The sequence below is a fragment of the Photorhabdus akhurstii genome, assembly GCF_019090985.1.
GTDB classification, from domain to species: Bacteria; Pseudomonadota; Gammaproteobacteria; order Enterobacterales; family Enterobacteriaceae; genus Photorhabdus; species Photorhabdus akhurstii.
This window is the reverse complement of the sequence record NZ_CP020335.1, coordinates 4,981,998-5,001,799: the sequence shown is the minus strand read 5'-3', so window position 1 is coordinate 5,001,799 and position 19,802 is coordinate 4,981,998. Positions and strand designations below refer to the sequence as shown.

Annotated in this window: 11 protein-coding genes; 8 read left to right on the top strand and 3 right to left on the bottom strand. The window is 46.8% G+C overall.

Going from position 1 to position 19,802, the window contains the following annotated elements:
* Positions 1-48 precede the first annotated feature (48 nt).
* Together tccB and tccC are read left to right on the top strand one after the other, a co-directional pair.
* Positions 49-4,746, top strand: coding sequence for an insecticidal toxin complex protein TccB (gene tccB / locus B0X70_RS21520; protein ID WP_217470347.1), 4,698 nt, complete (start codon positions 49-51; stop codon positions 4,744-4,746).
* A 133-nt stretch (positions 4,747-4,879) separates the two neighbouring features.
* Positions 4,880-8,011 carry an insecticidal toxin complex protein TccC gene (gene tccC, locus B0X70_RS21515; protein ID WP_217470346.1) on the top strand — a complete coding sequence of 1,044 codons (3,132 nt, stop codon included), beginning with the start codon at positions 4,880-4,882 and terminating at the stop codon, positions 8,009-8,011.
* Positions 8,012-8,176: 165 nt separating this feature from the next.
* Here the strand turns inward: tccC and B0X70_RS21510 are convergent, their stop codons facing one another.
* Positions 8,177-8,578 carry a hypothetical protein gene (locus tag B0X70_RS21510; protein WP_040148876.1) on the bottom strand — a complete coding sequence of 134 codons (402 nt, stop codon included), beginning with the start codon at positions 8,576-8,578 and terminating at the stop codon, positions 8,177-8,179.
* A gap of 448 nt (positions 8,579-9,026) precedes the next feature.
* Between B0X70_RS21510 and B0X70_RS21505 the strand changes: the two genes are divergently transcribed.
* On the top strand, positions 9,027-10,130 hold the full coding sequence (locus B0X70_RS21505; protein ID WP_105398039.1) for a toxic anion resistance protein: 1,104 nt from the start codon (positions 9,027-9,029) through the stop codon (positions 10,128-10,130).
* A gap of 57 nt (positions 10,131-10,187) precedes the next feature.
* A complete protein-coding gene (locus tag B0X70_RS21500; RefSeq protein WP_217470345.1) occupies positions 10,188-11,228 on the top strand; it encodes a 5-bromo-4-chloroindolyl phosphate hydrolysis family protein in 1,041 nt (346 codons plus the stop codon).
* Between the two features lie 163 nt (positions 11,229-11,391).
* Here the strand turns inward: B0X70_RS21500 and B0X70_RS21495 are convergent, their stop codons facing one another.
* Positions 11,392-12,561: an RNA-guided endonuclease InsQ/TnpB family protein gene (locus tag B0X70_RS21495; RefSeq protein ID WP_214040278.1), complete on the bottom strand. Its 1,170-nt coding sequence runs from the start codon at positions 12,559-12,561 to the stop codon at positions 11,392-11,394.
* Positions 12,562-12,898: 337 nt separating this feature from the next.
* Entirely contained in the window at positions 12,899-13,513 is a 615-nt protein-coding gene (locus tag B0X70_RS21490) for a LysE family translocator (RefSeq protein WP_217470344.1), read from the bottom strand.
* Positions 13,514-13,775: 262 nt separating this feature from the next.
* On the opposite strand from B0X70_RS21490, the gene B0X70_RS21485 reads away from it, so the two are divergent.
* The 4 genes from B0X70_RS21485 (at position 13,776) to B0X70_RS21470 (ending at position 19,702) form a co-directional block, all read left to right on the top strand.
* A complete protein-coding gene (locus tag B0X70_RS21485) occupies positions 13,776-14,231 on the top strand; it encodes an Lrp/AsnC family transcriptional regulator (RefSeq protein ID WP_036809758.1) in 456 nt (151 codons plus the stop codon).
* Between the two features lie 447 nt (positions 14,232-14,678).
* Positions 14,679-18,440: a hypothetical protein gene (locus tag B0X70_RS21480; protein ID WP_217470343.1), complete on the top strand. Its 3,762-nt coding sequence runs from the start codon at positions 14,679-14,681 to the stop codon at positions 18,438-18,440.
* Between the two features lie 23 nt (positions 18,441-18,463).
* On the top strand, positions 18,464-18,754 hold the full coding sequence (locus B0X70_RS21475; protein ID WP_217470342.1) for a DUF6137 domain-containing protein: 291 nt from the start codon (positions 18,464-18,466) through the stop codon (positions 18,752-18,754).
* Positions 18,755-19,351: 597 nt separating this feature from the next.
* Positions 19,352-19,702 (top strand): type VI secretion system contractile sheath small subunit, encoded by a 351-nt coding sequence (locus B0X70_RS21470; protein WP_217470341.1) that lies wholly within the window; start codon positions 19,352-19,354, stop codon positions 19,700-19,702.
* Positions 19,703-19,802: the final 100 nt, after the last annotated feature.

Genomic DNA, 19,802 nt, shown 5'->3' with positions numbered 1-19,802 from the left:
GCCCAATGAGGCTATTTCTAAACCGCCATTTAAGTAAGGCAGATAATTATGTTATCGACAATGGAAAAACAACTGAATGAATCCCAGCGTGATGCGTTGGTGACTGGCTATATGAATTTTGTGGCGCCGACGTTGAAAGGCGTCGGTGGTCAGCCGGTGACGGTGGAAGATTTATACGAATATTTGCTGATTGACCCGGAAGTGTCTGATGAGGTTGAGACGAGTCGGGTAGCACAAGCGATTGCCAGCATACAGCAATATATGACTCGTCTGGTCAACGGCTCTGAACCGGGGCGTCAGGCGATGGAGCCTTCTACAGCTAACGAATGGCGTGATAATGATAACCAATATGCGATTTGGGCTGCGGGGGCTGAGGTTCGAAATTACGCTGAAAACTATATTTCACCCATCACCCGGCAGGAAAAAAGCCATTATTTCTCGGAGCTGGAGACGACTTTAAATCAGAATCGACTCGATCCGGATCGTGTGCAGGATGCTGTTTTGGCGTATCTCAATGAGTTTGAGGCAGTGAGTAATCTATATGTGCTCAGTGGTTATATTAATCAGGATAAATTTGACCAAGCTATCTACTACTTTATTGGTCGCACTACCACTAAACCGTATCGCTACTACTGGCGTCAGATGGATTTGAGTAAAAACCGTCAAGATCCGGCAGGGAATCCAGTGACGCCAAATTGTTGGAATGATTGGCAGGAAATCACCTTGCCGCTGTCTGGTGATACGGTGTTGGAGCATACAGTTCGCCCGGTATTTTATAATGATCGACTATATGTGGCTTGGGTTGAGCGTGACCCGGCAGTACAGAAGGATGCTGACGGTAAAAACATCGGTAAGACCCATGCCTACAACATAAAGTTTGGTTATAAACGTTATGATGATACTTGGACAGCGCCGAATACGACCACGTTAATGACACAACAAGCAGGGGAAAGTTCAGAAACACAGCGATCCAGCCTGCTGATTGATGAATCGAGCACCACATTGCGCCAAGTTAATCTGTTGGCTACCACCGATTTTAGTATCGACCCGACGGAGGAAACGGACAGTAACCCGTATGGCCGTCTGATGTTGGGGGTGTTTGTCCGTCAATTTGAAGGTGATGGGGCTAATAGAAAAAATAAACCTGCTGTTTATGGTTATCTCTATTGTGACTCAGCTTTCAATCGTCATGTTCTCAGGCCGTTAAGTAAGAACTTTTTGTTCAGTACTTACCGTGATGAAACGGATGGTCAAAACTGCTTGCAATTTGCGGTATACGATAAAAAGTATGTAATTACTAAGGTTGTTACAGGTGCAACGGAAGATCCGGAAAGTACAGGATGGGTAAGTAAAGTTGATGACTTGAAACAAGGCACTACTGGGGCCTATGTGTATATCGATCAAGATGGCCTGACGCTTCATATCCAAACCACAACTAATGGGGATTTTATTAACCGTCATACGTTTGGATATAACGATCTTGTATATGATTCTAAGTCTGGTTATGGTTTCACGTGGTCAGGAAATGAAGGTTTTTATCTGGATTACCATGATGGAAATTATTACACCTTTCATAATGCAATAATCAACTACTATCCGTCTGGATATGGTGGTGGATCTGTTCCTAATGGAACGTGGGCGTTAGAGCAAAGGGTTAATGAGGGATGGGCTATTTCCCCCCTGCTTGATACTCTCCATACTGTTACTGTGAAGGGCAGTTATATCGCTTGGGAAGGGGAAACACCTACCGGTTATAATCTGTATATTCCAGACGGTACCGTGTTGCTAGATTGGTCTGATAAAATAAATTTTGCTATTGGTCTTGATAAGCTTGAGGCTGTATTCACGTCGCCAGATTGGCCAACATTAACCACTATCAAAAACTTCAAGAAAATCGCCGATAACCGCAAATTCTATCAGGAAATCAATGCTGAGACGGCGGATGGACGCAACTTGTTTAAACGTTACAGTGATCAAACTTTCAGACTTGCCAGCGGTGCAACTTATTCTACAACTTATACCTTGTCCGAGGCGGATTTCTCCACCGATCCGGATAAAAACTACCTACAGGTTTGTTTGAATGTCGTGTGGGATCATTATGACCGCCCGTCAGGGAAAAAAGGGGCTTATTCTTGGGTCAGTAAGTGGTTTAACGTCTATGTTGCGTTGCAAGATAGCAAAGCTCCGGATGCCATTCCTCGATTAGTTTCCCGTTACGATAGCAAGCGTGGTCTGGTGCAATATCTGGACTTCTGGACCTCATCATTACCCGCGAAAACCCGCCTTAACACCACCTTTGTGCGTACTTTGATTGAGAAGGCTAATCTGGGGCTGGATAGTTTGCTGGATTACACCTTGCAGGCAGATCCTTCTCTGGAAGCAGATTTAGTGACTGACGGCAAAAGCGAACCAATGGACTTTAACGGTTCAAACGGTCTCTATTTCTGGGAATTGTTCTTTCACCTGCCGTTTTTGGTTGCAACACGCTTTGCCAACGAACAGCAATTTTCGCCGGCACAAAAGAGTTTGCATTACATCTTTGATCCGGCGATGAAAAACAAGCCACACAATGCCCCGGCTTATTGGAATGTACGTCCGTTGGTTGAAGGAAACAGCGATTTGTCACGTCATTTGGACGATTCTATAGACCCAGATACTCAAGCTTATGCTCATCCGGTGATATACCAGAAAGCGGTGTTTATTGCCTATGTCAGTAACCTGATTACTCAGGGAGATATGTGGTATCGCCAATTGACTCGTGACGGTCTGACTCAGGCCCGTGTCTATTACAATCTGGCCGCTGAATTGCTAGGGCCTCGTCCGGATGTATCGCTGAGTAGCATTTGGACGCCGCAAACCCTGGATACCTTAGCAGCCGGGCAAAAAGCGGTTTTACGTGATTTTGAGCACCAGTTGGCTAATAGTGATACCGCTTTACCCGCATTGCCGGGCCGCAATGTCAGCTACTTGAAACTGGCAGATAATGGCTACTTTAATGAACCGCTCAATGTTCTGATGTTGTCTCACTGGGATACGTTGGATGCACGGTTATACAATCTGCGTCATAACCTGACCGTTGATGGCAAGCCGCTTTCGCTGCCGCTGTATGCTGCGCCTGTTGATCCGGTAGCGTTGTTGGCTCAACGCGCTCAGTCCGGCACGTTGACGAATGGCGTCAGTGGCGCCATGTTGACGGTGCCGCCATACCGTTTCAGCGCTATGTTGCCGCGAGCTTACAGCGCCGTGGGTACGCTGACCAGTTTTGGTCAGAACCTGCTTAGTTTGTTAGAACGTAGCGAACGAGCCGGTCAAGAAGAGTTGGCGCAACAGCAACTGTTGGATATGTCTAGCTATGCCATCACGTTACAGCAACAGGCGCTGGATGGATTGGCGGCAGACCGTCTGGCGCTGTTGGCTAGTCAGGCTACGGCGCAACAGCGTCATGACCATTATTACACTTTGTATCAGAACAACATCTCCAGTGCGGAACAATTGGTGATGGATACCCAAACGTCAGCACAATCTCTGATTTCTTCTTCCACTGGTGTACAGACTGCCAGTGGCGCATTGAAAGTGATCCCAAATATCTTTGGTTTGGCTGATGGCGGCTCGCGCTATGAAGGGGTAACGGAAGCGATTGCCATCGGGCTGATGGCTGCCGGACAAGCCACCAGCGTGGTGGCCGAGCGTCTGGCAACCACGGAGAACTACCGCCGCCGCCGTGAAGAGTGGCAAATCCAATACCAGCAGGCACAGTCTGAGGTCGACGCATTACAGAAACAGTTGGATGCGCTGGCGGTGCGCGAGAAAGCGGCTCAAACTTCCTTGCAACAGGCGAAGGCACAGCAGGTACAAATTCGGACCATGCTGACTTACCTGACGACTCGTTTCACCCAAGCGACTCTGTACCAGTGGCTGAGTGGTCAATTATCCGCGTTGTATTATCAAGCCTATGATGCGGTGGTTGCTCTCTGCCTCTCCGCCCAAGCTTGCTGGCAGTATGAATTGGGTGATTACGCCACCGCTTTTATCCAGACCGGTACCTGGAATGACCATTACCGTGGCCTGCAAGTGGGGGAGACACTGCAACTCAATTTGCACCAAATGGAAGCGGCCTATTTGGCTCGTCATGAGCGCCGCCTTAATGTGATCCGTACTGTGTCTCTCAAAAGCCTATTGGGTGATGATGGTTTTGGTAAGTTAAAAACCGAAGGCAAAGTCGACTTTCCATTAAGCGAAAAGCTGTTTGACAACGACTATCCGGGGCACTATTTGCGCCAGATTAAAACTGTGTCAGTGACATTGCCGACGTTAGTCGGGCCGTATCAAAACGTGAAGGCAACGCTCACTCAGACCAGCAGCAGTATATTGTTAGCAGCAGATATCAATGGTGTTAAACGTCTCAATGATCCGACAGGTAAAGAGGGTGATGCGACGCATATTGTCACCAATCTGCGTGCCAGCCAGCAGGTGGCGCTCTCTTCTGGCATTAATGATGCCGGTAGCTTTGAGTTGCGTTTGGAAGATGAGCGCTATCTATCATTTGAGGGGACTGGAGCAGTTTCCAAATGGACGCTCAACTTCCCACGTTCTGTGGATGAGCATATTGACGATAAGACATTGAAAGCGGATGAGATGCAGGCCGCACTGTTGGCGAATATGGATGATGTACTGGTGCAGGTGCATTATACCGCCTGCGACGGCGGCGCCAGTTTCGCGAACCAGGTCAAGAAAACACTCTCTTAAATTAACTTTTAACTAATCTCTCCCACTCTGTTCGCCAGAGTGGGAGAGGATTTGTCATATCTAAAATCAATCTTGCGATCTTTCTCCATTTCATTGGAAGGGAAGCTGTAAAACAAAATAGAAGGAATATGATATGAGTCCGTCTGAGACCACTCTTTATACTCAAACCCCAACAGTCAGCGTGTTAGATAATCGCGGTCTGTCCATTCGTGATATTGGTTTTCACCGTATTGTAATCGGGGGGGATACTGACACCCGCGTCACCCGTCACCAGTATGATGCCCGTGGACACCTGAACTACAGTATTGACCCACGCTTGTATGATGCAAAGCAGGCTGATAACTCAGTAAAGCCTAATTTTGTCTGGCAGCGTGATCTGGCCGGTCATGCCCTGCGGACAGAGAGTGTCGATGCTGGTCGTACTGTTGCATTAAATGATATTGAAGGTCGTCCGGTAATGACAATGAATGCAACTGGTGTTCGTCAGACCCGTCGCTATGAAGGCAATACTTTGCCCGGTCGCTTGTTATCTGTGAGCGAGCAAGTTTTCGACCAAGAGAGTGCTCAAGTGACAGAGCGCTTTATCTGGGCTGGGAATACAACCGCGGAGAAAGAGTATAACCTCTCCGGTCTGTGTATCCGCCACTACGACACGGCAGGCGTGACTCGGTTGATAAGTCAGTCACTGGCGGGCGCCATGCTATCCCAATCTCACCAATTGCTGGCGGAAGGGCAGGAGGCTAACTGGAGCGGTGATGACGAAACTGTCTGGCAGGGAATGCTGGCAAGTGAGGTCTATACGACACAAAGTACCACTAATGCCATCGGGGCTTTACTGACCCAAACCGATGCGAAAGGCAATATTCAGCGTCTGGCTTATGACATTGCCGGTCAGTTAAAAGGGAGTTGGTTGACGGTGAAAGGCCAGAGTGAACAGGTGATTGTTAAGTCCCTGAGCTGGTCAGCCGCAGGTCATAAATTGCGTGAAGAGCACGGTAACGGCGTGGTTACGGAGTACAGTTATGAGCCGGAAACTCAACGTCTGATAGGTATCACCACCCGGCGAGCCGAAGGGAGTCAATCAGGAAGCAGAGTATTGCAGGATCTACGCTATGAGTATGATCCGGTGGGGAATGTCGTCAGTATCCATAATGATGCCGAAGCCACCCGCTTTTGGCGTAATCAGAAAGTGGAACCTGAGAACCGCTATGTTTATGATTCTCTGTATCAGCTTATGAGTGCTACAGGGCGTGAAATGGCCAATATCGGCCGACAAAGCAACCAGCTTCCCTCACCCGTTATACCTGTTCCTGCCGATGACAGCACTTATACCAATTACCTTCGTGCCTATACTTATGACCGTGGCGGTAATTTAGTTCAAATCCGACACAGTTCACCCGCGACTCAAAATAGTTACACCACAGATATCACCGTTTCAAGCCGCAGTAACCGGGCGGTATTGAGTACATTAACGACAGATTCAACCCAAGTGGATGCGCTATTTGATGCCGGCGGTCATCAGAAGATGTTAATGCCAGGGCAAAATCTGGATTGGAATATTCGGGGTGAATTGCAACGAGTCACACCGGTGAGCCGCAAAAATAGCAGTGACAGTGAATGGTATCGCTATAGCAGTGATGGCATGCGGCTGCTAAAAGTGAGTGAACAGCAGACGGGCAACAGTACTCAAGTACAACAGGTGACTTATCTGCCGGGATTAGAGCTACGGACAACTGGGGTTGCAGATAAAACAACCGAAGATTTGCAGGTGATTACGGTAGGTGAAGCGGGTCGCGCACAGGTAAGGGTATTGCACTGGGAAAGTGGTAAGCCGACAGATATTGACAACAATCAGGTGCGCTACAGCTACGATAATCTGCTTGGCTCCAGCCAGCTTGAACTGGATAGCGAAGGGCAGATTCTCAGTCAGGAAGAGTATTATCCGTATGGCGGTACGGCGATATGGGCGGCGAGAAATCAGACAGAAGCCAGCTACAAATTTATTCGTTACTCCGGTAAAGAGCGGGATGCCACTGGATTGTATTATTACGGCTACCGTTATTATCAACCTTGGGTGGGTCGATGGTTGAGTGCTGATCCGGCGGGAACCGTGGATGGGCTGAATTTGTACCGAATGGTGAGGAATAACCCCATCACATTGACTGACCATGACGGATTAGCACCGTCTCCAAATAGAAATCGAAATACATTTTGGTTTGCTTCATTTTTGTTTCGTAAACCTGATGAGGGAATGTCCGCGTCAATGAGACGGGGACAAAAAATTGGCAGAGCCATTGCCGGCGGGATTGCGATTGGCGGTCTTGCTGCTACCATTGCCGCTACGGCTGGCGCGGCTATCCCCGTCATTCTGGGGGTTGCGGCCGTAGGCGCGGGGATTGGCGCGTTGATGGGATATAACGTCGGTAGCCTGCTGGAAAAAGGCGGGGCATTACTTGCTCGACTCGTACAGGGGAAATCGACGTTAGTACAGTCGGCGGCTGGCGCGGCTGCCGGAGCGAGTTCAGCCGCGGCTTATGGCGCACGGGCACAAGGTGTCGGTGTTGCATCAGCCGCCGGGGCGGTAACAGGGGCGGTGGGATCATGGATAAATAATGCTGATCGGGGGATTGGCGGCGCTATTGGGGCCGGGAGTGCGGTAGGCACCATTGATACTATGTTAGGGACTTCCTCTACCCTTACCCATGAAGTCGGGGCAGCGGCTGGTGGGGCGGCGGGTGGGATGATCACCGGTACGCAAGGGAGTACTCGGGCAGGTATCCATGCCGGTATTGGCACCTATTATGGCTCCTGGATTGGTTTTGGTTTAGATGTCACCAGTAACCCTGCCGGGCATTTAGCGAATTACGCAGTGGGTTATGCCGCTGGTTTGGGGGCTGAAATGGCTGTCAACAGAATAATGGGTGGTGGATTTTTGAGTAGGCTCTTAGGCCGGGTTGTCAGCCCATATGCCGCCGGTTTAGCCAGACAATTAGTACATTTCAGTGTCGCCAGACCTGTCTTTGAGCCGATATTTAGTGTTCTCGGCGGGCTTGCGGGTGGCATTGGAACTGGTTTGCACAGAGTGATGGGAAGAGAGAGTTGGATTTCCAGAGCGTTAAGTGCTGCCGGTAGTGGTATAGATCATGTCGCTGGCATGATTGGTAATCAGATCAGAGGCAGGGTCTTGACCACAACCGGGATCGCTAATGCGATAGACTATGGCACCAGTGCTGTGGGAGCCGCACGACGAGTTTTTTCTTTGTAATTAATATCTTGCAATAAGCATTACCGGAAATCTTCGCCCAACATTGGGCGGAGATATTCGATTATCATAGATCGACATGCCAGATTTTAAATCGTCTGGCAGAAGATACTAATAATAGAAACTAGCTCTGGATCATCATCAATATTAAAAGTAATCACAATTTATTTAGTTTTTTAATGCGTTCATAATACTTATGGCTTGCTCTTTATCTTTTACCCCCATTCTGAATGAAGGATTTAAAGGAGTTTGAATAGTCGCCGTGGCAAGATGAGTACCTTTGAATGATATTGCCATTTGGGTGCCGATGTTTTTATTGATTAAAGCGTCAAAATGAGCAAAGCATTGTTTATCGTTTTTTATCGCTATTTCTATCTGGTCATTCCCCCCTTCATCTGGCCCTAAATAATCGATTTTATCTGTACAGGCGTGAGTTAAGATAAAATTTCCACCGGATGAAAATGCAAATTTCAATCCCTCTTCTGCTTGTGTTTGTCTGTTTGAGGTACTTTTACCGGAGCATCCTGTTATTACAGAGAGAAGTAACATAATAACAAACAAATTTTTCATGATTCTAATCCTGTCATATTGAATAAACACCTGAAATATAATCTATATTCAAACAGATCTGCAATGATTAATATATCGAAATAGATACTAAATAATTTTTCATAATAGTGATACACCCTCTTGTTTAATTTATTCCTGTTGTTGTACTGAGACCGATTTTATGGATATATTAACGTTTTTAACTAATTACCATATATATTGACAGCAATAGTTACGTGTCATAGTTTCATGCAGGAATTACAACAGGTTGCTCTATTTTATTCAATTAGGCGGAATAAACAGATAAAAACAGAAGCTTAAATTGAGTATTCTGGCCTAACCATTTTGTTACTTTCCGACTTTCAACGTTTGCAGATGGGGCAGAAAATAGAACTTGTTTTAAACACGTCTTAGACGCCATATAATAACTCCTTATTTTCCATACAAATTCAGCTAACAGGATTATTTTATGAGCACTAAAGTTATACCTATCCCATCATTTGGTCGTGATATGGCTCTCAACGAGTCAACTGTTCTGATTGATCAGGAGCACATCAACACGCTAATAGAAAAGATCGATATTTCGCAACCTGCGGCGGTGATCAGCTATGGTGCTCAGCCTATGGGAGGGATTGCCCGTTTTGCTGATACGTTATTGGAGAATGTAAAAACCAAAGAGGCTGATGAGGTAGGCCAGAAACTCTCGGATTTGGTCATGTTTATTCGTGAACATGATGCGCTGTCCCCAGAAGAGAAAAGCAGTCGCTTTCTGAGAAAATTACCGTTGATCGGCGGGATTTTTAAGAAAGCTGAACGCACTATGATTGATCAAAAGACGCTAACACAACAGGTCGATACCATCGCCACTCATCTGGATAGCGCAATGCTTAACCTGCTGCGTGATATCACGGTGTTAGATCAACTCTACGATCGCAATCTAGGTTTCTATAAAGAGATATCGCTCTATGTTGAAGCGGGCAAACAGAAGTTGCAACAGATTAAAACGGTGGAGTTGCCCTCATTACAGAGAAGGGCTGAAACGTCTCAAGATATGATGGATGCGCAGAGTGTTAAAGATCTGCTGGAAAATATTAATCGCTTTGAACGCCGTCTTCACGATCTGGAACTGTCAAAAACCATTGCTATACAGACAGCTCCGCAGATCCGGATTGTACAAAATAATAACCAGCAATTGGCGGAAAAGATCCAGAGCAGCATCCTTTCTACATTGCCAATCTGGAAAAGTCAGATGGTACTCAATCTGTCACTGAAAGCTCAGAGTAGAGCGGCTAAATTGCAAAAAGAGGTGGCTGATACGACCAACGAATTATTACGCAAAAATGCTGAAATCCTGCAACAAAGCAGCATTGCAACGGCTACTGAAGTGGAGCGCTCTATCGTTGACATTGAAACCTTGCGCGATGTGCAGAGCCGTTTAGTCAATACGATTGAGGATACCATGCGCATTGCGTCAGAAGCGCGTATTAAGCGGACTGAGATTGAGAAAGAACTCTCCTCAATGGAAGGTAATTTACGCCAGCGTTTAACCGCGGCGGCTAATGCACAATATTAGTCATCTTATCAGGTGCTTTCCTGACAGTAATAGATATTAAGAAGAGTAAAATACCCTATGCCTACACCTCAATCATCGTCTGACCGTGATGCGGCACAGCAGCAGGAACAGGAAGCCATGTCCCTGTTCGGTAGCATCAAGCGGTCTCTGTCACGTGTACTGTTTCATATCAAAGTCTTTATCCTCGCTTTTATACTGGCTTGTATTGTCCTGTATACTCCTTGGTCTTTTTTAGCCTTGCCTGCGGGTAATGGTCATATTTCCACCATAATGGTGTTATCAGTCTATATCGGATTGTTGGCTCTCTATCCGTCACGTCCATATAGGCCGGCGACTTTGGCCGGTTGGTTGGTGGTGGTGTTGAGTCCGCTGGCGGGGCTGTGGGCCGTTGCCCTGTTGTTTGGCGGGTTAGCGGCTTTGTTCATCACGATTATCAGACAACGTAAACTAGAGGTAAGCAAGTTCCCGTTATTACTGATAATAGCGAGTACTATTGCCGCATTGTTTAAAATTGATGCCCATGCGATTCCTGTTTGGTTTGGTGTCGCATTTTTTGTTGTCGTGCTGGTAACGGTGTTGATTGAGTCTTGGAATAATTTTCGACGGCAGAAAGCGCTGCGACAGCAACAACAGATGGTTGCTCGTCAACAGGCAGAGGAGCAGCGTCGGCAAGATGAGACACAGGCAGAGTTTGCTGAATACTATGAGCAATTGGCTCAGATCAAGCGTTATAAGTCTGGTATGGCGTATGAGATGCAGGAACTGGTTAGCCTGATTGAGGAGAAAACGCAGGCGATCATTGGCTGTATGCAGGCTGATGCCAGGGATGTCACTCCCGGTAAGTTATTTCTCAACCGTTATTTACCAATGATTGTCAAGGCATTGGAGCGTTGTGTTTTGTTAGAAGAACAAAATGCTGATAGCGCCCAATTCGAAGAGGTGAGATCTCTGACTTACCAAGGGATACAAGAAATGAGTGTGGTATTTAGCGAAATGCACCAGCATCTATTAGATAATGATATCGACGATCTATTGGTCGATCTAAAAGTAATGAATCAGTTGATCCGTTCCCAAGGGTTTGGCGCTAAACATGATTAAAAAGGCTGAAAAAATTGATGGGAATTATTGCATGAGCTTGTAACTAACTTGAATTCTGGATAAAAAATTAAATTAAGCGCCTGTTCCAAGATCAGAACTTTCGACCAAGAAAAAAATGATGTGACTGCTCCCCGCCGTAAAAAACGGCGAGGCTTCCCACTTCTCAGGCCGCCACCGTCTTTATGACGGATTTACGCTGGCCTCCGTGGGCAGAAACGACGAGTCCCGCCGCCTGTAATTCTGTTATGCCCTTGCGCCGGATGTTGATCGCTGCATTGATATCGCGGTCATGTTCGACTCGGCAGCAAGGGCATGGCCAGATCCGCTTACGCAGCGGCATTTCCGGCATTTTGTGACCGCAGCAATGGCAGGTTTTCGAACTGGCAAACCACTGATCCAGTTTGACCAGATGAACGCCCGCCGCTGCGGCTTTATATTCCAGTTTCTTGATGAAGCCATGCCAGCCCGCATCCCCGATAGCGCGGGCAAGGTGGTGATTCTTCATCATGTTAGCCGATTTCAGCGTCTCCACAATGATCGCTTGGTTTTCGTCAACTATTGTCCGAGAGAGTTTGTGTTGAAAATCGGCGCGGGCATGGGCTACCCGCTCATGGACTGCCGCCAGACGTAATCGGGCCTTGCCGCGGTTAGCACTGCCCTGTTGTTTGCGGGACAGTGATTTCTGTTTACGACGCAGGTTACGGGCGGCGTTGATAAGGTGACGGGGGTTATTGACCTTCTCCCCGGTCGACTCGATAAGATAGTGGGACAAACCCATATCGCACCCGGTCACGCGGGTGATAACGCCCGGCTTTTCCGGTACCTCTTTGCCATCGTCACACAGGATAGCGGCGAAATACTTTCCCGTGGCGGTTCGGGATAGCGTAATACTCTTCACTTCCCCTTCAATTTCTCGGTGTATGCGGGCCTTTATCGGTGACAATTTCGGGATCTTCACTGCGCCCTCCAGCACTTTCACCCCAACACAGTGATAGCTGGATTGCTTGCCCTGTTTGCGTTTGAACGTGGGAAATTGGGCGCGCAACTTCGGATTGAAAAAATTATCAAATGCAGTATGCAGATTGATCACCGCCTGCTGTAACGCGATAGAATCATATGCCCTGAGCCAGGCATACTTGCGGGATTGCTTCGCGACCGCCAGTAACGGTTTGAGGTCTTTGCGCGGATTTAAATGCACGCCGTGACGTTTGTAGGCATGCTTTTTGATGTGCAGCGCCTTGTTGTACGCAAAACGGACCGCGCCGAACTGGCCGTTAAGATACCCGGCCTGTTCGGGGGTAGGGTAGAGGCGGACTTTGGTCGCTCTTAACATGTTCAGCGCTCATTGAGAAAGTGCATTGATTTTAGCCTGTTTTACCGGCAGATATCAATCCAGTCAGGAGACGCCGGAGTCGCCAGTCCTAAAGCCCTCTGGGCTTTCCTGAGCGGTGACAAACTGACGCCCGGTATGAACGGAAGGTGTCAGTTGCCGTAGGAATTGAGTCATAGAAGGTCTCGTTTGGAATATTAACCCAGAGCTTAATTGATAAGGGTTAACTTTTGCGACACCCTCGCACTGGGCAAGGGTTTACGGCGGTTTTTGCTAAATCAGGAACAGGCATGCACGAATTAGTCTAACTTTTCTGTGATATCAGACACTTGTTACATTCTCATATGAATTGCTCTGCCAATAAGAGTACCGCGATGATAATCATTACAGCGCCGGATACCCGGCTGACAATATGCGCGGCCTGTGGGCGGGTTTTTAGGATTGCCCGGGAACCGTATCCGACTATCAGATAAATTACACCACAACTTAAAATGTGAAGCAGGCCCAATGCCATAATTTGTACCGGGATCGGCCAGCCGGCTGTCGGATCGGTGAACTGCGGCAACAGTGCTAGGAATAGCAGGGAGACTTTCGGGTTCAGGCCACTGACACAGAGTCCCTTTATCGCCCATTGGGACCTGGAACCTACCTCCCGCTCATCGCTTGCTGTAGGTGCGGAAGGATGACGGATCATGTTAATGCCGAGCCACAGCAGGTAACCCGCTCCGGCTACTGTTAACACTGTCAGAGCGACTGGCGTACCAGCAACTAGTGCTCCCACACCGGCTGCCACAACAATTGTCGCAATGAGGTGCCCGCATAGTAGTCCTGTGACCGCAGGAAGTACCACACGACCGTGCATACCCGCAGAGATGGCGTAAGCCCAGTCTGCTCCTGGGGTGATGATAAGCAGAACGGAGACAACCCAGAATGCAGCAAACAGACTTAACTCCATAGTTTTATTCCCCGATCAGATTGCAGGGTTACAGCTTCTACAGTCACAAGTTGTAGTGTCTTCCAGTCTGAAAGATTCCTGCAACATGAGTAAATACGCATATTATTTCCACCTTGTATATTCCCATTTCCGGATTACCATTTTGATGAAAAATATAAGTACATCCGGGCTGTTTACATCAGTGGAAAGAATATCCTTCTATCGTTAAAATGTGCTTCCAACTTTGGTTATTTTGATGCGGATAAAAGAGAGATTCTTTCAAATGGATAAGATTGATCGCAAGATTCTTGCTGAACTACAGGCGGACGGTCGTCTTTCCGTGACCGACCTTGCTGAACGGGTAGGACTTAGCCTTTCACCATGTCATCGCCGGGTACGGTCGCTGGAACAATCGGGGATTATCAGGGGCTATCGTGCCCACCTTGATCCCGCCAGCCTTGGTTTTAACTTTTCCGCGATTGTGTTCGTAACCTTGCGTGAAGGGGACAGGTTGGCAATCAGGTCATTTGAAGACGCCGTTACGGAAATACCGCAGATTATTTTGGCGCAAAGGCTTTTCGGTGATCCTGACTATCTCATGCACGTCGTTACTCATGATCTGCCCGCTTTTCAGAAGCTCTATGACGAACGGTTGTCTAGCATGCCCGGCGTTCAGCGCCTAATATCTACCCTCGTCATGAAAACCGTTATCCAAGATCGTCCTCTTCCGTTGACATAGGCATTTAAAGGTTATCAACGAAAGAAACGTACCAGATTTGTTCGGACGATGAATGGAAGAAGACTTACGCTAGATTAATTTGATAAACCTCCGTATAAATATTCGATAACTGACAGGGAGGTCTAAAATATTTCTTTATAATATTTTTAAAACTTTTTTGTGATGAAATATTCTTTTTTTATATTTTGAGTGTTGATTAGGAGGAAATACATAATTGCTTATCAGAGAGATATATCTGGCTCTCTTATATTCCTCTTGCTATGTTTAGACATGGGCGTTATATCGCTATTTTTCAGGAAGCACTCTAAATAACCGCACCAAAATAGTAGAGCATTTAAGAGAATTACCTTCCTATTTAACTGTTTTGATCTACCGTAAAATGCAAAAACTTACCTAGAAAAACCTGATATCAATAATAGATATATCAGGTAGAGCATTAGGGTTGGTATGAAAGTCGCAACTCGTACTTATTCAACGGGAAAACTCGTTTGGGATTCTGGTTTTAAAGGTAAGAAAATAAAACGTATGACTGCAAAATTTGAACGATTACAACAGCTCGCCCGACACGTCGATTTTTCGGCTCTTATTCCCCCTTTGCTGGCGCTTCCTGCCGATAAGGCGCTTGCCATCACCGAGGTTTTTCCACATGCTGATGTTGCTTTGCTACGCACCATCTACAGCAAACATATTACGGAACATCACGATTGGATAAAACAAGTAGAGGAAGTCTGTGGCCCGCCTCCTTGGATTGTTCGTAGCGCAGGTTTGGAAGATGGTGCGGTTTTCGTTAATGCAGGTGGCTATGCAAGTGTGATTTGCCGTCGTACAGCAGATTTTGCCGATACTGTTGCTGAGGTTACTTTCAGTGGATTTGCATCTCAAGCTATCGCACAACAACGGCTAATCAATCCTGATTATCAGCCACAGCCAATCACCTGCTTTGTTCAGCGGTTGATTGAGGGTATTCCAGCTCAAGTGGAACCCTTACAGGCTCCCTATCTGACAGCCGATGTATGTCATAGTTTGTACAAAATTATCAGGCAGTTACATCAACATTTTTCTGAAATCTCGTTAGATACTGAGTGGGTATTGGAAACAGATCATGGCTTGGTATCGGCCACCGGACTGACCTTGGCCGCTTCTGACGGCATTCGGGGAGAACTGGCGTTTGGTTTTGGCTTTGCGGCAGCACAATCACCCGGATCAAGGGTAAACTCAGTCGCCTATCATTGGCCGACGTTATCCGCTCCCTTATGGTATGGCACACGATTACGTCAGGTGCACGTAGATAAACTTTGGTTAGTACAGGTGCGCCCGGCCCCCGGTTACACGCTTGAACGTCGTGTTCAACGGTTAACCGCCGAAGTACGAACCGAGCTGGCGCGTTGTATGCGAGCAGTACCGGCGACAGCACTACTGCCTCCTTCGGTTCCTTCTTTAGGCAGCTTCCTTTGTGCATCGACATTGGATGATGCTTGGTCTCGTTACCTATGTCTCCCTCCGTCTGTGCAAACGGCGCTTACTGCTGTCTTCGTTGAGTCTGGGGTGGCTAGTGAACACGCCGGCATCATGTTCCGCCAACAAAATTTGCCGGTTTTTCTTGCCCAACTAACGGATATACCCGCTGTTGCTTGGGTAATCATTGATAGTATGGGGGAATTGGCCTACTTTAGTGCACAAAAGCCGTTTATCGAACTGAAAACGGAAACAGCCGAATCGGTTAATTTGCCTGTCTCAGTACAACGTGTGTTTGACGACAGTGAACCCCAGCTAATAACGGAACTTACATCTCAACATGTTACCGATATTCTGCAAAATGCGTTAACTGGCTTACCGATGTTAGCGGAAAAGAGCTATACCACACTTAAACAGCGCACGATCTTCCCAACCGACACCTGGCTGCAAAATGGTAATGCTGTTCGGAGCCCCAGTTTAACAGGTTGGCTCCTTGCACAGGCAGGAGAGAGAGCGACCGAGTTTTTACCCTCTGATTGGCCGACAACGGATGCAACGGCAGATTATCTCTGTGCTCTCACCACTAAAAGCGATCCGCAATTTGCGTTACCGCGCTTATGCAAAGCTATTCCAACACTTGCAGACAAGCTCATCTGGCTCAATGATCTGCGCCTAATTATGCAGTTAATTAAAACCGAGGCATGGATTGAAAAATTGCCGACTATCCAATTGGCGTCGTTGGTCGATGCTGCGATAACTGCACCATATAGCGACGCACATCTGTTGCTAGAATGTGTACTCCATGTACTCGCAGATACAGAAATTCTGCCCATTTATGAGGATATTGAACGGCTAAATGTTGTACATCCGCTGGTTAGTGCGGCAGAATCCACGCTTTCTCCGGCCTCTCTATTAGAGATAATACATCACGGTCAACTAGCGCCGACTGCGCTTGCTAGCTTGGTATGTGCACCAAAAGCGTTTGCTGCTTATCTGGTATTTTTAACTCCGCTGAAATGCTTTAAAGCTGCCGGTGCATTAGCTGGAGCTAGCGAAGCAGCCGATTTACTGCAAGCCGCCGCCAGCCTAATGGTGACTTTACATCAAGCAAATTTACCGACATTACAGGGCCTTTGTCGCATTGATCTGGTGGATACATATGATCAGGCGCTTAAAGCGGTGTTAACCGAAGTGGTCGATCGACGTGATCCCATCACACATCAGCGTTACTTGGATCTTCTGAATGGTTGGATCGCATTTGCCCAACTGTCGACGCTTTCTGCCACGGAGGAGGCTGCATTATGCTCTTTCCTGCGATGGATAGAGCGTGCTCGCTATCAACCCATGCCAGATAATTTTTTGCTTGAGTTGAAAGAAAACGTTGCGGAATGGTTGGGCGACGACTTCTTACGCTGGCAAGTTTTAATACCCATTGCTGGCAATATGGAGCCTGATCAACTGCCTATAGAAAATGCTCATCAACTACACAATCTCTTGCATCAATGGATGCTGGCTCGCTTCCGAGCTGGAGCAGGTTCTGAACTCCCAGCACCTTTACGCAAACTGATAAATATCGCAGATGGTTTTGGTGATGCACGTTCTTGTCTGTTGAGGTTAACACGGAACATTCTGGAGATTTCACTACCGTTTGTGGTACATAAAGCCAGTTTCCTCTTCAATGAGGAAGAATTGATCGTTGAATTTGCCGAACTGCCAAATGCGCCGGAAGAGGATATTGGCCGTTTACATGTATTTGAAGCGTTGGCATTGCGTATTGTCGAATGGCAACCTATATGGCGAGTATCACTGAATCGAGTCTGTCAGTTAGGCACTTGGACACTCTTCTTGCGTATGCAGCGTGCTGATGGCGCACGTTGGCAAGCCGAGGATCTCCATCAATTGGTGCTCTGGTTACGGGTACTGTTCGATACAGCTTATGACTTCTCGTATGTTCCTAACGATGAAGTTTCACATGTGTATGAAATGGTTGGTCATTCTCCCTGGCATGAGTTGTTTCGCGCTTATGCCGCTTACCGAGAAGCGGTTGATTTTTCTATCCAACGTATCACCGTCTATTCATTGCCCTTTGCTACAACGCTGGCAGCACTTTGCCTGAACCAGTCTGTACGTGATGAGGTAACTGGAGCTTACATTGTTGGTTTTGAAGGCGCCTGGAAAGCCTTTCATTGTATGGCTGAAAAATTGGAGAGGGCAGACGCTGACCAAAACCAGTGGGAGCTCCTTTACACCACAGCAGGGCAACTGGGATTACTGCTTTCAGCGGTGTGGCCGCAGCAGACACTGATGAGGATGGTACAAGTGCCGCTATCACCTATTGCCGCTGAGCGAATAGGCGTCAGTCTGTTGCATCGTCGTGACCTGACTCTCACATTGCAACAGCTAGTTGCAGAGCCAAAAAATGCGGTTTTGCGCGATTTGGTGTTACACCATGTGCCTGAAATTGCTGTGAATGCAGAATCTGCCGCTACAATCGCAAATGAAGTTGCAGTCTGGCAAAGAAAGTTTAAGCGCTGCAAGGAATACTTGGTCGCCCACTATTCTAATGTACTCTCTGATAGCCAATGCCAACAATTGGTCAAACAACTTGGGCTGGCGCCTTATGGCATAACTGAGGAAATTGAAACCTATATTCAACGTGCTCTGACTTACACCGCAGCAGAGGTGAAAGGCCGTTTTAAACTAGCGGAAGTTAATCCTATTGCTATTATTCGAGCCATAGAGACGAAGGCTTGAGTACGATTGTTCAAGGAGAAATTATGTCAATATCAGAGAATTACATTCGGCGATTGATTATCAAAGTTGCCTGCGACACGACAGGCGATAGTGCGGAGGAATTAATCGAGCGCGGACGGCTAGAGATCCCTGCCCGTGATGCGATTGAATTTGTGGTACGACTGGAAGCGCTATTCGATTGTACTTTGGGATGGTTGCGATATGAGCCTTTATCAATAGAGATCGATGAATTTTCGGCAATCGTGAGTGATGCCCTTAACGCGCGTTCATCTACTGTATCAACCTTATCTCATCCCCAAGAAGACCTTGTTTAAAATTTTGTACAGTTGTTATTTCACGGGCGGAGAATTTTCAGGCCGCCTGTTTAGCACTCTGCGGATAAGCGCTGCTATCTTTGTTTTTTTACACTCATACATATCCTTACTCTCTGAATCATAAGTGATTTTATCGCCATCGCCCACCATTGATATGACGCCTTGGCGTTATCTCATGCCTCTCCGAGGCGTCAGTCAAGCCTGTGCATATAACCCATAGACAGTTTTCGTAACGTTAGCGTCACGGCTTTCATGTCATCCCGTACACGAAAGTTTACTTTTTAGTAATATTATTAGAATGATTAATTATTTGAATGATCAATATTTATTGAGTATGATTATTATCAGTTTTTCTAAAGTGTTTTATTAAATTTATGAGGATGAGCTTCTTTAATATAAAGAACTGAATGAATTGATAATGTGTTTTTATATGTAAAAAATTTACTTTAGTGCGAAAGTTTGTCGTGTGTTATTGTTAATTGAAATTTATGTATAGGAATTATTGCTCTGTCTTTCTGTAAAGCAGAAGCAAAGTACATCCCGTCAATGTCGCATGGCTGACTTCCTTCTCATGAGCTACTATTTAGGATAAATACTATGTTTGAAAGCTTTATGAACGAAGTGCCGAAAGTACACGTTAATATTAAACGGAGCTTCCATACTGGTAGTACACAGAAAAAAGTTGAGTGGCCGCTAAGATTGCTATTCTTGAGCGATTCTAGTTATGGGCAGACAACTTATCTCCTGTCTGCTAATGGCAGCCAAGAAAATATCACTCTGACTTTCCACGATCTGACATCCAACCTGTTAGACAACGCCACGTTCTGTAAAGAACGAGAAACTATTCTAAAAGTGCCGACGCCGAGCAATGACCTGCATAAGGTGGTGAAAGCCAATCTGTTATATACAACATTAAAGACCCGACCAAAGATAAACATAACCACCTGAAACAGGTTGAGTTGCCCTACGAAAAAATTACTTAAATTGACTTCATTCCGATTTTTGGAACGTGTTGTGTTACGGCGCGATTCGGCAGAGGAAGAATTAA

Excerpts from the sequence above, each read along its gene's own strand:
- tccB (WP_217470347.1), top strand. The coding sequence starts at position 49 with ATGTTATCGACAATGGAAAAACAACTGAATGAATCCCAGCGTGATGCG.
- tccC (WP_217470346.1), top strand. The coding sequence starts at position 4,880 with ATGAGTCCGTCTGAGACCACTCTTTATACTCAAACCCCAACAGTCAGC.
- B0X70_RS21510 (WP_040148876.1), bottom strand. The coding sequence starts at position 8,578 with ATGAAAAATTTGTTTGTTATTATGTTACTTCTCTCTGTAATAACAGGA.
- B0X70_RS21505 (WP_105398039.1), top strand. The coding sequence starts at position 9,027 with ATGAGCACTAAAGTTATACCTATCCCATCATTTGGTCGTGATATGGCT.
- B0X70_RS21500 (WP_217470345.1), top strand. The coding sequence starts at position 10,188 with ATGCCTACACCTCAATCATCGTCTGACCGTGATGCGGCACAGCAGCAG.
- B0X70_RS21495 (WP_214040278.1), bottom strand. The coding sequence starts at position 12,561 with ATGTTAAGAGCGACCAAAGTCCGCCTCTACCCTACCCCCGAACAGGCC.
- B0X70_RS21490 (WP_217470344.1), bottom strand. The coding sequence starts at position 13,513 with ATGGAGTTAAGTCTGTTTGCTGCATTCTGGGTTGTCTCCGTTCTGCTT.
- B0X70_RS21485 (WP_036809758.1), top strand. The coding sequence starts at position 13,776 with ATGGATAAGATTGATCGCAAGATTCTTGCTGAACTACAGGCGGACGGT.
- B0X70_RS21480 (WP_217470343.1), top strand. The coding sequence starts at position 14,679 with ATGAAAGTCGCAACTCGTACTTATTCAACGGGAAAACTCGTTTGGGAT.
- B0X70_RS21475 (WP_217470342.1), top strand. The coding sequence starts at position 18,464 with ATGTCAATATCAGAGAATTACATTCGGCGATTGATTATCAAAGTTGCC.
- B0X70_RS21470 (WP_217470341.1), top strand. The coding sequence starts at position 19,352 with ATGTTTGAAAGCTTTATGAACGAAGTGCCGAAAGTACACGTTAATATT.